The 17573-nt window shown below is 45.3% G+C and carries 18 protein-coding genes; 5 read left to right on the forward strand and 13 right to left on the reverse strand.

Translation table 11 applies throughout. From position 1 onward, the window contains the following. Nucleotides 1–9: 9 nt before the first annotated feature. Complete coding sequence (gene efp / locus Q8L79_RS02085) at nt 10–579, reverse strand: elongation factor P (protein WP_305267607.1); 570 nt, start codon at nt 577–579, stop codon at nt 10–12. Between the two features lie 82 nt (nt 580–661). On the opposite strand from efp, the gene epmB reads away from it, so the two are divergent. Then, a complete protein-coding gene (epmB, locus tag Q8L79_RS02090) occupies nt 662–1672 on the forward strand; it encodes an EF-P beta-lysylation protein EpmB (RefSeq protein WP_305267609.1) in 1011 nt (336 codons plus the stop codon). Between the two features lies 1 nt (nt 1673). Here the strand turns inward: epmB and Q8L79_RS02095 are convergent, their stop codons facing one another. Together Q8L79_RS02095 and Q8L79_RS02100 are read right to left on the reverse strand one after the other, a co-directional pair. Then, nucleotides 1674–2570, reverse strand: a complete 897-nt coding sequence (locus Q8L79_RS02095; RefSeq protein WP_305267611.1) for a 5'-nucleotidase — start codon at nt 2568–2570, stop codon at nt 1674–1676. A gap of 14 nt (nt 2571–2584) precedes the next feature. Then, nucleotides 2585–5533, reverse strand: coding sequence for an SPOR domain-containing protein (locus Q8L79_RS02100; protein WP_305267613.1), 2949 nt, complete (start codon nt 5531–5533; stop codon nt 2585–2587). 167 nt (nt 5534–5700) lie between these two features. On the opposite strand from Q8L79_RS02100, the gene Q8L79_RS02105 reads away from it, so the two are divergent. The 3 genes from Q8L79_RS02105 to Q8L79_RS02115 are packed head-to-tail and all read left to right on the forward strand — an operon-like array spanning nt 5701 to nt 8123. Then, nucleotides 5701–6225: a glycine cleavage system protein R gene (locus tag Q8L79_RS02105; protein ID WP_027150118.1), complete on the forward strand. Its 525-nt coding sequence runs from the start codon at nt 5701–5703 to the stop codon at nt 6223–6225. An 8-nt stretch (nt 6226–6233) separates the two neighbouring features. Continuing rightward, nucleotides 6234–6704: a peroxiredoxin gene (locus Q8L79_RS02110; RefSeq protein ID WP_305267617.1), complete on the forward strand. Its 471-nt coding sequence runs from the start codon at nt 6234–6236 to the stop codon at nt 6702–6704. Between the two features lie 3 nt (nt 6705–6707). Then, nucleotides 6708–8123 carry a PhoH family protein gene (locus Q8L79_RS02115; protein WP_305267619.1) on the forward strand — a complete coding sequence of 472 codons (1416 nt, stop codon included), beginning with the start codon at nt 6708–6710 and terminating at the stop codon, nt 8121–8123. 47 nt (nt 8124–8170) lie between these two features. Here the strand turns inward: Q8L79_RS02115 and Q8L79_RS02120 are convergent, their stop codons facing one another. From Q8L79_RS02120 to Q8L79_RS02130, 3 genes are all read right to left on the reverse strand, one after another. Continuing rightward, nucleotides 8171–9271, reverse strand: a complete 1101-nt coding sequence (locus tag Q8L79_RS02120; RefSeq protein WP_305267621.1) for an AI-2E family transporter — start codon at nt 9269–9271, stop codon at nt 8171–8173. A 422-nt stretch (nt 9272–9693) separates the two neighbouring features. Beyond that, complete coding sequence (locus tag Q8L79_RS02125; protein ID WP_305267622.1) at nt 9694–10698, reverse strand: heme A synthase; 1005 nt, start codon at nt 10696–10698, stop codon at nt 9694–9696. A gap of 230 nt (nt 10699–10928) precedes the next feature. Then, nucleotides 10929–11912, reverse strand: a complete 984-nt coding sequence (locus Q8L79_RS02130; RefSeq protein WP_305267623.1) for a folate-binding protein YgfZ — start codon at nt 11910–11912, stop codon at nt 10929–10931. Between the two features lie 132 nt (nt 11913–12044). On the opposite strand from Q8L79_RS02130, the gene Q8L79_RS02135 reads away from it, so the two are divergent. Next, nucleotides 12045–12464 (forward strand): protein YgfX, encoded by a 420-nt coding sequence (locus tag Q8L79_RS02135; RefSeq protein WP_305267625.1) that lies wholly within the window; start codon nt 12045–12047, stop codon nt 12462–12464. 12 nt (nt 12465–12476) lie between these two features. Here Q8L79_RS02135 and Q8L79_RS02140 read toward each other — a convergent pair whose 3' ends face one another. From Q8L79_RS02140 to Q8L79_RS02170, 7 genes are all read right to left on the reverse strand, one after another. Next, entirely contained in the window at nt 12477–12971 is a 495-nt protein-coding gene (locus Q8L79_RS02140) for a Crp/Fnr family transcriptional regulator (RefSeq protein WP_305267627.1), read from the reverse strand. Between the two features lie 64 nt (nt 12972–13035). Beyond that, the gene (gene parC, locus Q8L79_RS02145) at nt 13036–15267 is read right to left on the reverse strand and encodes a DNA topoisomerase IV subunit A (RefSeq protein WP_305267629.1); all 2232 of its coding nucleotides are present in this window, start codon (nt 15265–15267) and stop codon (nt 13036–13038) included. Between the two features lie 3 nt (nt 15268–15270). Continuing rightward, nucleotides 15271–15768 (reverse strand): acyl-CoA thioesterase, encoded by a 498-nt coding sequence (locus tag Q8L79_RS02150; protein ID WP_305267631.1) that lies wholly within the window; start codon nt 15766–15768, stop codon nt 15271–15273. A 379-nt stretch (nt 15769–16147) separates the two neighbouring features. Continuing rightward, nucleotides 16148–16357: a hypothetical protein gene (locus tag Q8L79_RS02155; protein ID WP_305267632.1), complete on the reverse strand. Its 210-nt coding sequence runs from the start codon at nt 16355–16357 to the stop codon at nt 16148–16150. Continuing rightward, nucleotides 16357–16647 carry a BrnT family toxin gene (locus Q8L79_RS02160; RefSeq protein WP_305267634.1) on the reverse strand — a complete coding sequence of 97 codons (291 nt, stop codon included), beginning with the start codon at nt 16645–16647 and terminating at the stop codon, nt 16357–16359. The genes Q8L79_RS02155 and Q8L79_RS02160 overlap by 1 nt, the downstream gene beginning before the upstream one ends. A 79-nt stretch (nt 16648–16726) precedes the next feature. Further along, the gene (locus tag Q8L79_RS02165; RefSeq protein ID WP_305267636.1) at nt 16727–16963 is read right to left on the reverse strand and encodes a YlcI/YnfO family protein; all 237 of its coding nucleotides are present in this window, start codon (nt 16961–16963) and stop codon (nt 16727–16729) included. Next, on the reverse strand, nt 16963–17373 hold the full coding sequence (locus Q8L79_RS02170; RefSeq protein WP_305267637.1) for a putative toxin-antitoxin system toxin component, PIN family: 411 nt from the start codon (nt 17371–17373) through the stop codon (nt 16963–16965). Before Q8L79_RS02170 ends, Q8L79_RS02165 begins: the two co-directional genes overlap by 1 nt. Between the last annotated feature and the right edge of the window lie 200 nt (nt 17374–17573).

Genomic DNA, 17573 nt, shown 5'->3' on the forward strand with positions numbered 1-17573 from the left:
CTTGCAGCACTATTCTTTTACGCGGGAAACATATTCGCCGGTACGAGTATCGACTCTGATCAATTCACCGATTTGCACAAACAAGGGCACCCTGACTACCGCGCCTGTCTCTAAAGTCGCGGGTTTACCGCCGCCGCCCGAGGTATCGCCACGGACACCGGGATCAGTTTCAGTAATTGCCAAATCGACAAAATTAGGCGGAGAGATGGCAAGAGGCGCATCATTCCACAAGGTTACCGTACAGGAATCCTGATCTTTAAGCCATTTACCGGCGTCACCCACAACTTTTTCATCGGTCTGATACTGTTCAAAAGTATCCGGCACCATAAAATGCCTGAATTGACCGTCGTTATAGAGATATTGCATCTCGACATCGACAACATCCGCACCTTCAAGCGACTCTCCCGACTTAAAAGTTCTTTCAATCACCCGGCCAGTTTTCAAGTTCCTGATTTTTACCCTGTTAAAGGCCTGACCTTTTCCAGGCTTTACAAATTCATTTTCAATAATTGCACAGGGATCGTTATCCAACATAACTTTTAACCCGGCTTTAAACTCATTAGTGCTATAACTGGCCATTTTATCCTCAAAGATGACAAACAATGTAAAACTTAACTATTATAATAGAGGCAACAACCGATAGAAACTTTAATAATCCCTCATGTCTGAGTCACAGCCCGAAATCCGCCACTTTGCTAAAAACTGGCAACAACAACTTGCCGAAGCTTTTAATAACATTGAAGACCTTTGCCGTTACCTGCACTTGTCGCCGGATGACTTGCCGGTTTCAGTCGCTGCTGCCGAAAATTTTCCGTTACGCGTCCCGTTAAGTTTTGCAGCCTGCATGGAAAAAGGCAATCCGCATGACCCTTTATTACGCCAGGTATTGCCTATTAAAGAAGAGCTGTTCGCCTATCCCGGCTTTAGCCATGACCCTGTCGGCGATCTTGCATCAGCCACCCAGACCGGTGTTTTACATAAATATCACGGCCGGGTTTTATTTATCAATACCGGCAGCTGCGCCATCAACTGCCGGTATTGTTTCCGCCGCAATTTTCCGTACGCTGATTTGCAACTTAGCAAACAAAAAGAAGATGCCGCCATCAAAACCATACAAAACGACACAAGCATCTCGGAAGTTATTTTAAGCGGCGGCGACCCCTTGCTGCTAAGCGAGTCGAGACTGGCTCGGCTTATTAAACAACTGGACGGTATTAAGCATCTGAAACGCATTCGAATACATAGCCGATTGCCTATCGTTCTGCCTGCCCGAATAACCGATGATTTCATTAACACCCTAACCCAAAGCCCCAAACAAATCATCATCGTCATGCACTGTAATCATGCCAATGAAATTAATGATCGCGTCATTGCTGCCTGCAATTCGCTGAGAAACAGCGCTATCACCTTATTTAATCAATCGGTGCTGTTAAAAGGCGTGAATGATAATGCAGAAGTCCTATGCGAGCTGAGCGAACAACTGTTCAGCCACGGCATCATCCCTTATTATCTGCATTTATTGGACAAAGCGACGGGAACGGGACATTTTGAAATTTCTGAAGCCGAAGCTCTGGCGCTTATGCGTCAAGTTCAAGCCGCCCTGCCCGGCTATCTGGTTCCGAAATTGGTCAAAGAACAGGCGGGAGCTACTTCAAAACAGACTATTTTATAGCTTAGTCTTTCCGGTTAGTGATGCCATGCGGCACATGTGCCGCAGTAACATGCCGGGCGGCAGACTCACAATGACCTTTTTGATCATCAAAGAAAATATCCGCACCGAATGCTTTCAAAAAAGCGCCTTTGTCTATGCCGCCCAAAAACAGCGCTTCATCAATACGAATACCCCAAGCTCTTAATGTTCTGACTACCCGCTCATGAGCCGGAGCGGCTCGGGCGGTCACTAATGCCGTTCTTATGGGCGACGATTGGGGGTCAAACTGCATTTGGATATGATGCAGGGCACTTAAAAAGTCCTTAAAAGGCCCGCCCGGCAAGAGCTTTTTAGCTTCATTACGCTCATTTTCGGTAAATACATCCAGGCCGCGCTGTTGATAGATCCGTTCCGACTCATCCGAAAATAATACCGAATCACCATCAAAAGCGATGCGCAGCTGATCGGAATGATGCGTCATGGAAGGCCCGCAAAGAATAGTCGCCGCTGCAAAACCCGCACACAGAGCCTTAGCCACATCATCGGCATTGGTTGATAAAAACAAATGCGCACCGAATGCAGGAATGTAACTGTATGGAGATACGCCGCTGGTGAATGCCGCGCGGATGATTTTCAACTGGTAATGAGCAATGGAATTAAAAATTCTTAACCCCGTATCAGCGCTATTTTGTGATAACAGGATAATTTCGACCAGAGGATCATCGGGGCAGCTGTCATTTAGGCTCAAAAACTTTTTGACCAGGACGAAGCCGTAGCCCGGCTCCAAAGTTTCATCTTCATGTTCTATTTGATAACGGCAAAAAGCTTCCTTGCCTTGCGTTTCAAATATCGCATGCGATTCATCCAGATTGAACAGCGCTCTGGATGAGACCGCTACAACAAGTTTTTTCTCTCTCATAACCGGCATCAGCTCTAGTTATCACTTACCCAAACTGAATCCAAATTAAGTGTCTGTTTTAACCTATCCGTATTGGAAAACGCTTCCGCTTTGCTTTTAAAGCCCCCGACTCGCAGTCGGTACATTGTTGTATTCTTTTCACGGACCGGAATTACTTCAGCAAAAACACCCAGGCGTGCAAATTCAGCCGCTTTGCTTTTGGCAAACCATTCCTGTTTGAATGCCACCAGATTTACCCCCCACTTGGCGGCAGCAGTTGTTGTTTGCTTGCTTGGCTTTATAGATTCCTCTTTAACAACAGTTTTCGGCGGTGTTATTGGTTTGGCCGGCACTGCCTCAGGTTCAGTTTTGGCAGGCACGGTTTCAGGCACAGCCTCTACTTTAACAGGCGTTGCCTCATGCTTGGCTCTCTCTTTGGTCGGCGCAATCCCATGTACATTTTCTTCTTTAGCCGGTGCATGCTCATGCACCGCTTCAACCTTAACAGATTCAGCAACCAATGGTTTCAAAGGCATCTTTCCTTCCGCCCCTCCCATTTTGACCTGTAACATGTCAAGCGCCTTACTTACCATATCCTGTTTTGCCACAATATCAGATACTTTGTTATTTAATAAATCAACAGGAAACTGGGCATTTTCTTTGAGCTGCGTTATAAATCCATAGACCTGATGATTCAACTGCACAACAGAATTCATCACCGCGTTAATTTCTTCATTAGGATTATTTTCAACACTTTTTGCCAAGCCTGCCTCAAGGGTTGAAATCTGTTCAGTTAATTTTGAAACTTCAGACTTTGCACCATAAGTCATTACACCCAATCCAGCTGCTGCGCTTAACGCAACAGCACCGAACCCCAATGCTATGTAACTGAAGAGTTTTGCTTTTTTAACTTTATTTTCAGCGTCTTCCAACTGCTTTTTAATATCTTCCTGTTCAAAGCCCAAAGGACTCGTCTTTGCGCTTTCAATATCGTCTATAGCTGTATCGGCAGCCTGTTTCGGTTGAGATTCGAAAATCGCTTCGTCGTCACCGGGCGATTTGAACCCCGATATTTCCGGCTCAAAAGCTTGGACGACTTCATCGTCGTCCAAGAAATCAGTGTCGCCAAAAGCATCGGTCAAGTCATCGTCTTTAACACCTGAATTACTTCCTATATTAGACATTTCCATATCCGCAGTGATATCGAAATCAGGCAAAAGAAAATCATCTTCATCTTGAATTGATTGCTCTGTCTCTGCTAACTGATCCGCCTCTGTCTCCCTGGAAAAATCGTCACTCACTTCATCCAATTGAAAAAAGTCGTTAATTTCACTTAAATCCGCGTCATCGCCAAACACATCTTTCTTCTCGACTGTTTGCTCTAACCCATCCTCCACATCAAAATCGGAATCCATGAGCAGACTGTCAATGCCATTTTCATCACGCTGCAAATCATTAAATGATTGTTCGACTGCTGCCTGCTGTCCCTGATTGGATGCGCTTAAATCCGTTTCAGCCTGAACCGGCTCATCAGCCTCGTCATCCTGAATCAGATCCGATTCGTCGAAATCATCGCCAAAGCCGGAAAAATCATCAATTTCATCCGACAAACCCGCATTATCAACAAACTCATCCGATTCCCCGACCGTTTGTTCTAACGCATTTCCCGAATCAAAACCGGCATCGGAGAGTAAGTTTTCGATGGCATCTTCATCATGGGAGGGTTGCCCAACTACTGCCTGCTGTTCCTGATTGGATGCGCTTAAATCCGTTTCAGCCTGAACCGGCTCATCAGCCTCGTCATCCTGAATCAGATCCGATTCGTCGAAATCATCGCCAAAGCCGGAAAAATCATCAATTTCATCCGACAAACCCGCATCACCAACAAACTCATTCGATTCCCCAACCGTTTGCTCTAACGCATTTCCCGAATCAAAATCGGCATCGGAGAGTAAGCTCTCGATGGCATCTTCATCATGGGAGGGTTGTTCGACGGCTGCCTGCTGTCCCTGATTGGATGCGATTAAATCCGTTTCAGCCTGAACCGGTTCATCAGCCTCGTCATCCTGAATCAGATCCGATTCGTCGAAATCATCATTAAGGCTGGAAAACTCATCAATTTCATCAGACAAGCCAACAGCATCAACATGCGTGGCCAAGTTTTCTGTACCTTGTTCAGACTCATCAATTTCTACCGGAATTATGTCCGGTTCATTGAAATCACTAAAGTCCGAAAAATCATCCAGTTCTTCATCCGTACCAATATCATCCTCTACATCTGATTCTTCAATGCCCGCCATAGCCGAAACCGGCGCTTCAACCTCACCCTCATGAAGCATATCCGATTCTTCAACATCATCAATTTCGCCGGGTAAATCTACATCATCAGCAAGCGAGGATAGACTCTCCATAATCAGCTCAGGCTCATCATCAACTTCTTCAACTGCGACCGTGCGTGCTGAGTCCTGCAGAACCATTTCCGGCTCGTTGAAATCACTAAAATCAGAAAAATCGGAGAAATCATCCAACTCTTCAAGCGCATTAACATCATCCTCGGTTACTTGCTTTAACGCATCATCCGCATCAAATCCGGCATTCATCAACAATCTGTCAATGGCATCTTCGTCATCCTGACGCTCATTTGACGAAGCAAGAAACGAATCGCCTATAGTCTGTTCTAACTCCATAGCTGCCTGAGTTTTTTCCGGTTCGTGGAAATCATCTCCAAAGTCGTCAAAACCTAAAAAGTCATCAAGCTCATCATGTAAGTCGATATCTTTCACGACATCCGCGTCTTTTTTCAGTTCTGATTGTATTAATGCATCATCCGAATCAAAACCGGCATTCATCAGCAATCTATCAATAGTATCTTCATCGTCCTGAAACTCATTCATTGGGGCAAGAGAAGATTCCGCATCGTCCAGCATGGCATCCAAATCAACATCGAGATTATTGCGTTTTTCTTTTGATTTTTTATCAGTCATATTCGGGCTCGGTAATGAGTTGTAAGATAACCACAAAGTTTAAATGCAGCGCTCAGTGTTTATCGACAGAAGAACAATTTTAATCATTCTAATACCAAATAAACTTAATGTTCATCAAGTTTCAGCCATTTAATGCTAAACTTTCAAAAAAACTTCTAAGAAAAAAAATGCAACTAGCTATCACAGCCTTAGGCAACCATCAGATTAAATTTATTGCCGAAATATTACCCGCCGTGCGCGACTGTAAATGTAATATTTTGGAAATAAGATCATCCCGCCTCGCTCAGTCTACTGCGGCATACCTGCTTATTCAGGGCAATTGGAACCAAATTGCCAAGTTTGAAAGTACTCTGGACATTATCCAGAGACGACTGGACATCAAAATCCACACCTTACGGCCTGACCAAAAAGACAAGATCAAAGAGTGCGTTCCCTACTCATTGGAAACAATATCCCTGGATCGCGATAATGTCACAGAATCCATTACTTCCTTTCTATTTGATCGCGAAATAGATATTGAAGAAATAACCGGCAGTTGCTATCAGGCGCCCTATATTCAAACATCAGTATTCTCGACCAAATTTGTAATTTTGATCCCGCCGCAACTTCACCTGTTATCGCTACGCGAGGAGTTCCTGGATTTTTGCGACCAGTTAAATATAGACGCCATTCTTGAACCCATAAAACGATAAACTTGATAATGATAACTCTCGGTAACACTGTACCCGATTTTGAGGCTTCATCTACCGGCGATAAAACGGTAAAACTAAGCGACTACCAAGGTAAATACTTTATTATTTATTTTTACCCCAAAGACAATACGCCCGGTTGCACTCAGGAAGGCCAAATTTTTCGCGATAACATCGACAAATTCACCGCATTCAATGCTGTCATAGTAGGCGTATCCCGTGATACTGTCCGTGTTCACGAAAGCTTTAAATGCAAACAGGAATTCCCTTTTGACCTGCTTTCAGATCCGGATGAAAAGCTGTGCCAACTGTTTGACGTTATCAAAATGAAAAACATGTACGGCAAGCAGGTGCGAGGCATCGAACGCAGCACTTTTCTAATTGACCCTCAAGGCGTACTTGTCCATGAATGGCGCAAAGTAAAAGTTAAAAGCCATTGCGAAGAAGTTCTACAGGCCTTACATGACCTTACAAGCAACTAAACTATGAATATTCAAACATCGCCGGATAAAAAACTGTTTGTCCTGGACACCAACGTGCTGATGCACGATCCAGCATCCATCTTCCGTTTTAAGGAACATGACATTTTTATTCCGATGATTGTTCTGGAAGAACTCGATCATGCAAAAAAAGGCTTAACCGAACTGGCACGCAATGTAAGACAGGTCAGCCGGTTTCTGGATGAATTAATCTGCGACGCCAACCAACAAACCATCAACGATGGCCTACCGTTGTCCAGCATAAAGCATGGACCGGGTATCGATACGGTTGACGGCGGACGCTTATATTTCCAGACCAGCGCCATGACCGCACTGCTGCCTGAAAGTATGCCCGGTAACATTGCCGACAACTCCATACTCAGAATCGTCTTGGCGCTCACCAAAAAACTGCCTGGAACCAACGTTATTCTGGTGTCAAAAGACATCAACATGCGCATCAAGGCAGCGACCTTGGAGTTGCTTGCCGAAGATTATCATAACGACCAGACCCTGGACGATATTGACCTGTTATACAGCGGCGCCATGGTATTGGAAAAAGATTTCTGGGAAGTGCATGGCACCAAAATGGAATCCTGGCAGGAAAAAAACCGCACTTTTTACAGACTGGAAGACCCTATCGTCAGCGAATGGTACCCCAACCAGTATTTGTACATAGAAGACGAAACCAATTTTGAAGCTATCGTCAGGTCTTGCGACGGACAAATCGCAGTATTGGAACTGGCAAAGGATTACCGTGTAAAACATAACAATGTATGGGGCATAACGGCGAAAAATCGGGAGCAGAACTTCGCTCTCAATGTCTTGTTAGATCCCAACATCGATTTTGTTACCTTACTGGGCACGGCGGGCACCGGAAAAACCCTGTTGGCCTTGGCCGCAGGACTTAACTTGACCCTGGAAAACAAAACCTACCAGGAAATCATCATGACCCGTGAAACCGTCCCTGTCGGCGAAGACATAGGCTTTTTGCCCGGTACCGAAGAAGAAAAAATGGCTCCGTGGATGGGCGCGTTAATCGATAACCTTGAACTGCTGGGTCAAAATGCGGAACACGGCGAATGGGAACAAAGCGCAACCAGCAACATCATTATGAACCGGGTCAAAATCAGGTCGCTTAACTTTATGCGCGGACGGACATTCCTCAATCGCTTCCTGATCATTGATGAGGCTCAAAACCTGACTTCAAAACAGATGAAAACACTGATAACACGGGCAGGTCCCGGAACAAAAATCATCTGTATCGGCAACCTGTCGCAGATCGACACCCCTTATTTAACGGCGACAACCTCCGGACTCACTTATGTTGTAGACCGCTTTAAAACCTGGCCGCATGGAGCTCATATTACCTTGCGGCGCGGCGAACGCTCGCGATTAGCCGATTACGCTTCAGATATTTTGTAAATAGTTGTCCATGAGTTGACGAGGACATAGTCCCCGCCACAAAGTCCTTAAAAATCCGTAGTCATACTATCATCGCCAATCCGTGGCCAGGCCGTCAGCACCGCCTTGACAACGGTCGCTAATGGAATTGCCAAAAATACGCCCCAAAAGCCCCACAAACCGCCAAAAAACAAAATGGCGACGATGATTGCGACGGCATGTAAATTAACCGCCTCGGAAAATAACACCGGCACTAATACGACGCCGTCCAGCGCCTGAATAATTGAGTATGCAATAACAACCCACATAAACTCATCGCCGCTTAATCCCCACTGAAAATAAGCAACCCCCAACACCGGGAAGGTAACCAGCGTTGCACCGATATAAGGAATAATGACCTGCAAGCCCATCAAAACAGCCAGCAGCATTGCATAATTCAGGCCCATTGCTGCGTAAGTTACATAACTGACAGCCCAGAGTATAAAAACCTCGGCAAACTTGCCGCGCACATAATTGCCGATCTGTATATCGACCTCTTCCCAAACGCGCACGGTCAAACGTCTGTCCCTGGGCATAAACTGCAAAAACCAGGACACTAGCATCTGTTTGTCTTTTAAAAAGAAAAAGACCATCATCGGTACCAGGAACAGATAGATCATTACACTGACCAGTCCCACAACAGATGCGGCTGAACGCGACAATATATTTTGCCCGTAAGTTAACAATTCCCGCTGCACGGCAAACATCATCTGCTGAATTTTGCTTTCTGAAATAAATTGCGGATACATTTCCGGCAAGCTCATGATTCCGATTTGCGCCCTGTTAAGTATCTCCGGGATATGTTGAACGAGCTCGACGGCCTGTTGGGAAACTATTGGTATTAAATAAAACAATAAAAAACCCAAGCAAGCCATAAACACTGAAAATACCAGATAGATGGCCGGCAGACGCGGCATTTTCATGCTTTCAGCCTTGCTTACCAGACCTTCCAGCAAGTACGCCAACACGATTGACACGAAAACCGGCATTAACAGGTCAGACAATGAATAAATCAGCACAAAACTGACAATCAGAATAATTGCCAACGCGACAGCCTGGGGATTTGGCAAAAAACGCTTAAAGGAGTCTCTTAGAAAACGTCGATTTATAGGTTGGGCTTGAGGTGTCATCGATAACCGGTATTTATTTTTATTTACGCCATTCTACATCCAATAAGGTGCTCGGCAGGAACTATAAAATCAATGGCAGGGTACAGCCAATATTCGGCTCTGTATATCCGATTCTTTTATTCGCCACGAAAGACAAGAAGCTTATGGTTTTATACGTATTTTTGATGTCTTGATGGCGCATCAATCTGCCTACTGATTAGCAAGATGCTTCAGCTAGCGCCAAAAAGCTCGTCATTCTGGCAGGGATGCCGGAATCCAGTCACATGGATGTGAGACTATGGCTTGGCATCAAGCCTAAATCATGCCACAGCGGCATCGGAAAGTTACCATCCCTGGCTCTGGATACTGGCATCCCTGCCAGTATGACGGTGCTAGCTGAAGCAGCTTGCTAATCAAGATCCGCCTTAAATCTTAAACTAAGCCTACTTTTTTGACGACTGCATGGATACAGGAGATGGAGCAATGACCGAGGCGTAATTCAGACAGCTGAAAAGAAAAAACTGCACACCGAAAATGAGATTGGCCATCAACAGGTGTATCGGTTGGGCAACCGGTGGCATGCCCAATCTGTCCAGGCTGATACCTGCAAGAATGGCCATAATTACCAAGGCGGCCAGAGATAATCCAATACGCCGTAACAAGCTTTTTTTATCGACAGACCGAACAATCTTCCAAGCTAACCAAAGATTGGTGAATAAAATAATTGAGGAGAATGATCTGTGTATGTAAAAAATGACCGGAAAATCATCCCGCCAGTATTGGCGCTCGATATAAGCATAATTATGAGCAATAAAATCCACCGCTTCCCTGACTTGGGTCCCCATAGCTACTTGTAACAGGGTCATGATCATTGCCGCGATCAAGACAATTCTAAATTTATCCGGCAGCGGCCGAATATCAATGAGGGCGATAACATCACGTTGCGAACGGGCAATCGTATAAATAAGCAATGCGACTATAAACAAAGCCAGCAACATGTGTAAGGTGATCATCAAGGGCTTGAGATTGCTTGCCACAACCGTAGAACCAAGCCATCCTTGAAAACCGACCAACAAAAACACACTGACCGCCAAGTAAAAAATGGTTTTGTCAGTTTTAAGATAAATACGCGATGACCAAGCCGTCAGCAAAATCAAAAATCCAATCGTCACACCGACCAGGCGATTGGTGTACTCGGTCCATGTTTTTACCGGGTTAAACTGGGTATTTTCATAACCACGCTCTGCATAAATCTGATGATAGTTGGCGGGTAGCTGGGACTCATCAGTAGGCGGCACCCACTGTCCAAAGCAAGTCGGCCAGTCGGGGCAGCCCATGCCTGAGCCGGAAGCCCTTACGATCCCTCCGACCAGGATGACAAAATAAACGGCAAAAATTGTAATGGTGCCCAATCGGCGAAAATGTGCGGCGGCTTCAGTATTAATCATAGTATTAAACATTTTTAGGAGAGCATGCTTCGGGCAATTTCCAATATTTCAGTGTTAGCGGAAAATCCGGGCTTGGTAAGAGGGTAGAACAAATCATTCACCCTTTTCGCAGGGTACAATTTTTCCAGCAATTTAGGCTATCCCTAAGTTCCGGAATATTCCCGGTTAGCGTGCGTAACGTAAGTAAATTGCATTCTCGGGGCATCTTTTGATAAAAATACACGCCAAAATTATAAGGTTAATAAAGTAATTTTATCTTGGTTATGATTTTTTAGCTTCAAATTATCAGCATTGGTATCAACACCATTTTGCAGGATAACCAGCATCTTGCAAGCATCCCGTCCTTTTTGCGCATACAGTACTTTACCTGCACTTTGTTCTGTGCCCGTACTGTCATCAATGATGGTTGAATTAGGCTCAGGAGGCGTTAAGACATCACATTCAGCGAGAAACATTTCCCTTTTGGCCTTACCCAAATAATGAGTCCGGGCAACAATTTCTTGGCCGGTATAACAGCCCTTGGTAAAACTAATGCCGCCTAACTTATCCAGATTAAGCATTTGCGGAATAAACTCTTCCGATGTTTCTGCAGTAAGCCAAGGAATCCCGGAGATTATATCGAGATAGCGCCATTGTGCCGAATCGTCAGCTTGGAAGCCTAGCTTAACCTGTTCTTCCCAAAGCGCCTGAGCGTTATCAGCCTCGGCAATAATCAAGCTGCGGTTTTGAAAATCAACAACGATATTTTCCTGTCTGCTTGTTGCAAAGCTATGTTCCGACACCTCGCCGGATTGCGATGCCTCATCGCATAAGCCGATTAAACATAATTCATCCGAACTATCGGTTAAGCTTACATTTGATCGCAACACGTACATCTGTAGTCTTTTTTTGACTGACGCCAATAATTCTTTGGGTAGAATCATCAAAAAAGCATCGGCGCTTTTAACCAGTAAAAAAGTAGTAATCGCCCTGCCCTTAAGATTGCATAACGCACCGAGACTGCTTTTTATATCGGTTATGTCATTAATATTACAAGTCATTTGACCCTGTAAAAATTTTGCCGCATCAATCCCTGCAACCGTTAAAACACCCAGCTGTGTAATGGGGTAAATGCGTTTATTGCCTTCATGTTCAGGTGATAGAAAAACAACGTTGATATCGTTGTCAAATACTGCATTCTTAGAAAGCAGGAAGTTTTTCCAGTTGGGGTTCATTAGTAAATAAGATAATGGATTTTAAAGTATTTTGATTATATCGCTGTTTGAACAAAGACAAAAAACCTATGTGCTCATTTGTATTGCGTTCAAACACACGTATCATCAACGAAAAAATAAGGAGCGCCCAACTTGTCCAAAAAACACGAACCTTCGTTATTGGTAGAACTTAAGCCATCCCAACGATTAAAGCAGTTACTGATTATTATGCATATGCTGGCATTGGCTTCAAGCATCGCCAATGCTTTACCGATTATCGTCAAATTGGCTCTGCTGACAGGGATTTACATGCATCTTCAGTTTATTATTAAACGCTTAAAAAACGAGCCTTATAAAATCAAACATACTGAAGCATCGGGTTGGGAAGTATCCAGCGGCGATGACTTTAAATCGATCCAAATCCTGAATTCAACAGTCATCACCCTATTCGCGGTATTTTTGCATTTTAACAACCAAGCACATAAGCAGTCCGTGCTGATAGTCAACGATGCATTAAATGAGGATGATTACCGGCGCCTTATCGTTAGACTGAAAACGGCTGATAAAAAATAAGCGCCAACCCTGCTAGACTTTCCGGAAGATTGGAATTGATTTTTCAGAAGAACGCCGCGCCTTAAGTCCCCAAGCCAAAAGATATTCAATCTTGCGATTCCCTGTATTCAGGCGTTTAAAAAGTATTTCAAACAACTTCTTGTAAAACGAATAGCCTTTACTGGGATGACCATCCAGATACTCGCCAAGTCTCTCCCCATTGATTTCCAATAAACAGCCATCGGAAATGGCTATAACGGAAGCGGTTCGTACCGATGACTCATGGAGACACGTATCGCCAAAAAGGTCTCCTTTACCCAAATCGCCGACTCCCGTTTTTATGTTTCGGCGTTCTTCCAGTTCCACATGCACAGACACTCGTAATTGACCGCTCTCAATGAAGAACAGGGACTTGGCCACATCGCCTTCCTTAACGATGGTTTCATTAGCATGAAAATACCAACGCTTCCAAGCAGCCCCTTGAATAAACTTTGGATCATTGATTATTTCTTTAATTAAATTTTCCAAGGTCGCATACCTCTACTACACGCAATTATTTAACAAATAGCCAGTGTAAATTGATAGCTTTCCATCACTCGCACTCCAAGCCATCAACCCGCTGAAAGCCTCTGGGTAATGCCAAACCCCGTTTGGCGCGACTGCCGGAATAATGCTCAATATCCGCGCCTTTAAGCGTCAACTGCCGTTTACCGGCAATGATTTTCAACTGGCTGTTTTCAGGCAGCGCCACGGCCGCGACCACGTAATCCTTTCCAGCGGTCAGGTCAGGCGTCGGAATTTGAATCAACTTATTACCTTTGCCTTTAGCCAGGGCGGGCAACTCGGCCACCGGAAAAATCAACAAGCGGCCTTGTAAAGTCACTACCGCAAGTGAATCGGCTTCACTGCGGATCGGCACGGGTTTTAATACTTTGGCGCCATCAGGCAGCGTGATCAGCAGCTTGCCTGCCTTGTTTTTACTCAATAATTCTTTAAGCTGAACCCGGAAGCCATAACCGAAATGACTGGCCAGCACATACCAATCGTCCGGCTGCCCCGCCAGAAGATGCACAAATAGCGAACCGGCAGGCGGATTAAGCCGTCCGGTCAACGGCTCGCCCTGGCTCCTGGCCGATGGCAGATCATGCGAAGAAGTACTGTAAGCCCGCCCGGTCGAATCGAGGATATAAACCGGCTGCGTCGTCCTGCATTTAACCGCATCCAGAAAGCCGTCGCCGGAACGGTAACTAAGACTGGCAACGTCAATATCATGGCCTTTTGCCGCCCTGATCCAACCTTTGTCCGACAGGATAACGGTTAACGGCTCGTTGGTGATTAACGCCGTTGTATCCAAAGCTTGGGAAGCATCTCTGGCAACAATCGGAGAGCGGCGGTCATCGCCGTATTTTTCTGCATCGCGCTCCAGTTCTTTCCTGATCAGGCGATTGAGCAAGCGCGGCGAACCCAGCGTTTTTTCCAGCGCGGCGCGTTCCAGCTCCAGTTCATCCTGCTCGCCGCGGATCTTCATCTCTTCGAGCTTGGCCAGATGCCTTAATTTTAATTCCAGTATCGCTTCGGCCTGAATATCGGTGATACCGAAGCGCGCCATCAGCACCGGTTTGGGATGGTCTTCACTGCGAATAATGGCAATGACTTCATCGATATTCAGATAGGCAATCAGCAAGCCGTCCAAAATATGCAACCGCGCCAGCACCTTGTCCAACCGGTATTGCAGGCGTTTTCGCACAGTTTCGGTACGAAACGCCAGCCATTCGACCAGTATGTCCCTAAGACCTTTAACCTTGGGCCGCCCGTCCAGGCCGATCATGTTCATGTTGACGCGATAGCTTTTTTCCAGATCGGTCGTCGCAAACAGATGCGACATCACCTCATCCGCATCGATCCGTTTTGAGCGTGGAATCACCAGCAAACGGGTCGGATTTTCATGATCCGATTCATCGCGCAAGTCTTCAATCATCGGCAGCTTTTTCGCCAGCATTTGCGCGGCTATCTGCTCCAGCAATTTAGCGCCGGAAACCTGATGCGGCAGCGCGGTGATGACAATATTGCCGTCTTCCTGCTCGTATTTGGCGCGCATTTTTATCGAGCCGCCGCCGCTGATATACATTTTTTGTATATCCTCAGCCGAGGTGATGATTTCCGCATCGGTCGGGTAATCGGGTCCCTTGATATGGGTAAACAGCATGTCCAGCGTACTGTTCGGATCATCCAATAGCTGGATGCAGGCATGAGCAACTTCCCGCAGATTATGCGGCGGTATATCGGTCGCCATGCCGACCGCAATGCCCATGGTGCCGTTCAGCAAGATATTCGGCAGTCGCGCAGGCAGCAATACCGGCTCTTTCAAGGTGGCGTCAAAATTATCCGACCATTCAACCGTACCCTGCCCCAATTCGCTTAACAAGGTTTGCGCATAAGCGGTCAAGCGGGATTCAGTGTAACGCATCGCGGCAAAGGACTTGGGATCGTCCGGCGACCCCCAATTGCCCTGCCCGTCAACCAACGGATAGCGATAGGAAAAGTCCTGCGCCATCAATACCATCGCTTCATAGCAGGCGGAATCGCCGTGCGGATGATATTTACCCAACACATCGCCGACTGTTCTGGCCGATTTTTTAAACTTGGCCGTCGCTGTCAAACCCAGCTCGGACATGGCATAAACAATGCGCCGTTGCACCGGTTTTAAGCCATCGGCGATATGCGGCAAAGCCCGGTCCAAAATCACATACATGGAATAATCCAAATAGGCTTTTTCAGCAAAATCCTTTAACGGCAGTTGTTCAAAATTTCCCTGCATAATCATAAATTACAGCTCATCCTTTAATAACTCCACATGCATGGCACGATTTTTCTCCAGGCTTTCCTGGCGTATTTTTTTGCGCATTTCTGCCGCTTCGTAAAGTTTTATTTCCACATCATTATCCAGTTGTAATCTCGGAACTTCCACAGTTTGTCCGTGTTCATCCATCGCTACCATCGTAAAATAGCAGGACGTCGTATGCCTTTTTTCATCGGTTCTTAAATCCTCGGCAAACACCTTGACCCCGATTTCCATTGATGAATGGCCGACATAATTGACATGCGCATAAAAGGTGACCAGCTCACCGACATTGACCTGTTGCTTAAAGAACACCTGATCGAGCGCCGCGGTCACCACGTATTTTTTACAATATTTTGCCGCACAGGCATAAGCCACCTGATCCAGCAATTTCAATAAAGAGCCTCCGTGAACGTTGCCGGAAAAATTAGCCATGTCCGGCGTCATCAATACCGTCATCGTTAGGGATTTTTCTTGTTTGGTCATTAAACTCTCAGTCCATAGGATGGATACGACTGCAAGGATGCAGGAGGTAGCGCAACGCATACAGTCGTACCCATCCGCTTACTCATTTTTCAATTATTTCCTGATTATTATTGTCATAACGATAATTAATAATTTCTCCATTAATTAAAAGTTTAACTGCTGTTTCTATGGTATGTAAGGGCACTATAAACCATTCTCGCGGGGTATGAAACATCAGGGCACGAGACTTTCCCGACGCAGGCGGCGCTTTTAGCAATAGGTATTACGCATTCCGTTCAGCATAAGCGCAGGCTTGCATCTCGCGCATTCCCATAGGGTTGGTAGATGTGCTTTGGCCTGTTTGTGCATAGGTAACATCGACAAGATTGGGCATTATTATTTATCCTTTGCCGGTGACTTCTTGTATTAGCGATATATCTTTACGCAATAATTCGTTAATTAATGATTGCAGATTAACGCCTTTCATTTTTGCCTTCTCCGCAAACCAGCTTTCAACATCCTGATCCAAATAAACCGGGATATTTAATTGCGCATCAGGGCGATAAAAGCGCCCGCGTTCGGCATTGGAAAAATCATATTCGTCTTTCATTATGAGCCCTCATAGTGTTTTTGTTCATGTCGTGTCGCAGGTCTTGCAGAAATAATGCGTATAGTGACTTGGTCTTGGTGATAGGTCATAAAAGTATGCACCACTAAACGTAATTGATGAACTCGGGTATTGCCCAAGGTAATCCATCGCGCTTCCAATTCACTCTGTTTATCAGGCATAGATAATTGTAAAGGATCAAGAAATATTTCAGCCGCTTCCTCAAAACTGACGCCATGTTTTTGTAAATTGGTTTTAGCTTTAACCGGGTCCCATTCAAAATGATACTGCATGGCTTATTTATCCTCTGCCTGGATCATATCACTCGGCGCAATACGCGACAAAGCTGCTATTGCGCCCTACGGAACTTGGTTACAACTCATCGCCAGAAAGCACTTCACGCTCTGGAACTTTAGCCAACAAGCGTTGAAAAGCCTGTTTATCAGCCCGTTGCGCACGTTGCTGCAAATAATCTTCCGTTGCTATAGCCGAGACCTTTTCGGCAACCGCACTGGAGATAAACTGGTTAATGGACACCCCTTCTTGCTGGGCGAGCTCTTTAATATGCCGATGAACAGAATCCGGTAAACGCAGGCTTAATGCACTCATTACAAACGCTCCAATAAAGTTTTAGGAACAATGGCTTCAACACCAAATTTATCAATACCAACAAAATCTTTTAAATTATGGGTGACGATGGTTTTAACCTTTGCAGTCACCGCCAATTCCAGCACCAAATCATCCTTGGCATCAGGCAAACAAGGCCTCCATAAAAAATACACTTTCTGAAATCGACTAAAAGCACAGAAGCTATCTAAAACAACATTGATGTCCTCATCCAGCAAGTTCAACTCCGTTTGATTACGTTTGAGGACATCTTCATATTCAAATAATAAAGGCGTCGATAACGCCAACTGAATACGTCCCGCAGAAAGATGCTCCAATATTTTAAAGGATGCGCCGCTTGCCGAATATAACCCGGAAAACAGGATATTGGTATCCATGATAATTTCACTCATACCATATACAGTATCATATAAAATATTATTGCAGCAATTGGCTGTTTTTAAGGTGTAAAGGGGTGTTTATCTCATGGCTGTTTAATTCAATGGTTACTGTTGCCACAGGACAGTTTCATCTACGGTGGCATGAATGCCGGATTCGTTCATTTTGGACCAACGTAGCCAAAAGTCGGGCACTTAGGCTAAATCGCCCCACA

Source organism: Methylobacter sp., assembly GCF_030680395.1.
GTDB lineage: Bacteria > Pseudomonadota > Gammaproteobacteria > Methylococcales > Methylomonadaceae > Methylobacter_A.

What these genes read in the sequence shown, in the direction of transcription:
- efp (WP_305267607.1), bottom strand. Translation starts at nt 579, where the DNA reads ATGGCCAGTTATAGCACTAATGAGTTTAAAGCCGGGTTAAAAGTTATG.
- epmB (WP_305267609.1), top strand. Translation starts at nt 662, where the DNA reads ATGTCTGAGTCACAGCCCGAAATCCGCCACTTTGCTAAAAACTGGCAA.
- Q8L79_RS02095 (WP_305267611.1), bottom strand. Translation starts at nt 2,570, where the DNA reads ATGAGAGAGAAAAAACTTGTTGTAGCGGTCTCATCCAGAGCGCTGTTC.
- Q8L79_RS02100 (WP_305267613.1), bottom strand. Translation starts at nt 5,533, where the DNA reads ATGACTGATAAAAAATCAAAAGAAAAACGCAATAATCTCGATGTTGAT.
- Q8L79_RS02105 (WP_027150118.1), top strand. Translation starts at nt 5,701, where the DNA reads ATGCAACTAGCTATCACAGCCTTAGGCAACCATCAGATTAAATTTATT.
- Q8L79_RS02110 (WP_305267617.1), top strand. Translation starts at nt 6,234, where the DNA reads ATGATAACTCTCGGTAACACTGTACCCGATTTTGAGGCTTCATCTACC.
- Q8L79_RS02115 (WP_305267619.1), top strand. Translation starts at nt 6,708, where the DNA reads ATGAATATTCAAACATCGCCGGATAAAAAACTGTTTGTCCTGGACACC.
- Q8L79_RS02120 (WP_305267621.1), bottom strand. Translation starts at nt 9,271, where the DNA reads ATGACACCTCAAGCCCAACCTATAAATCGACGTTTTCTAAGAGACTCC.
- Q8L79_RS02125 (WP_305267622.1), bottom strand. Translation starts at nt 10,698, where the DNA reads ATGATTAATACTGAAGCCGCCGCACATTTTCGCCGATTGGGCACCATT.
- Q8L79_RS02130 (WP_305267623.1), bottom strand. Translation starts at nt 11,912, where the DNA reads ATGAACCCCAACTGGAAAAACTTCCTGCTTTCTAAGAATGCAGTATTT.
- parC (WP_305267629.1), bottom strand. Translation starts at nt 15,267, where the DNA reads ATGATTATGCAGGGAAATTTTGAACAACTGCCGTTAAAGGATTTTGCT.
- Q8L79_RS02150 (WP_305267631.1), bottom strand. Translation starts at nt 15,768, where the DNA reads ATGACCAAACAAGAAAAATCCCTAACGATGACGGTATTGATGACGCCG.
- Q8L79_RS02155 (WP_305267632.1), bottom strand. Translation starts at nt 16,357, where the DNA reads ATGAAAGACGAATATGATTTTTCCAATGCCGAACGCGGGCGCTTTTAT.
- Q8L79_RS02160 (WP_305267634.1), bottom strand. Translation starts at nt 16,647, where the DNA reads ATGCAGTATCATTTTGAATGGGACCCGGTTAAAGCTAAAACCAATTTA.
- Q8L79_RS02165 (WP_305267636.1), bottom strand. Translation starts at nt 16,963, where the DNA reads ATGAGTGCATTAAGCCTGCGTTTACCGGATTCTGTTCATCGGCATATT.
- Q8L79_RS02170 (WP_305267637.1), bottom strand. Translation starts at nt 17,373, where the DNA reads ATGAGTGAAATTATCATGGATACCAATATCCTGTTTTCCGGGTTATAT.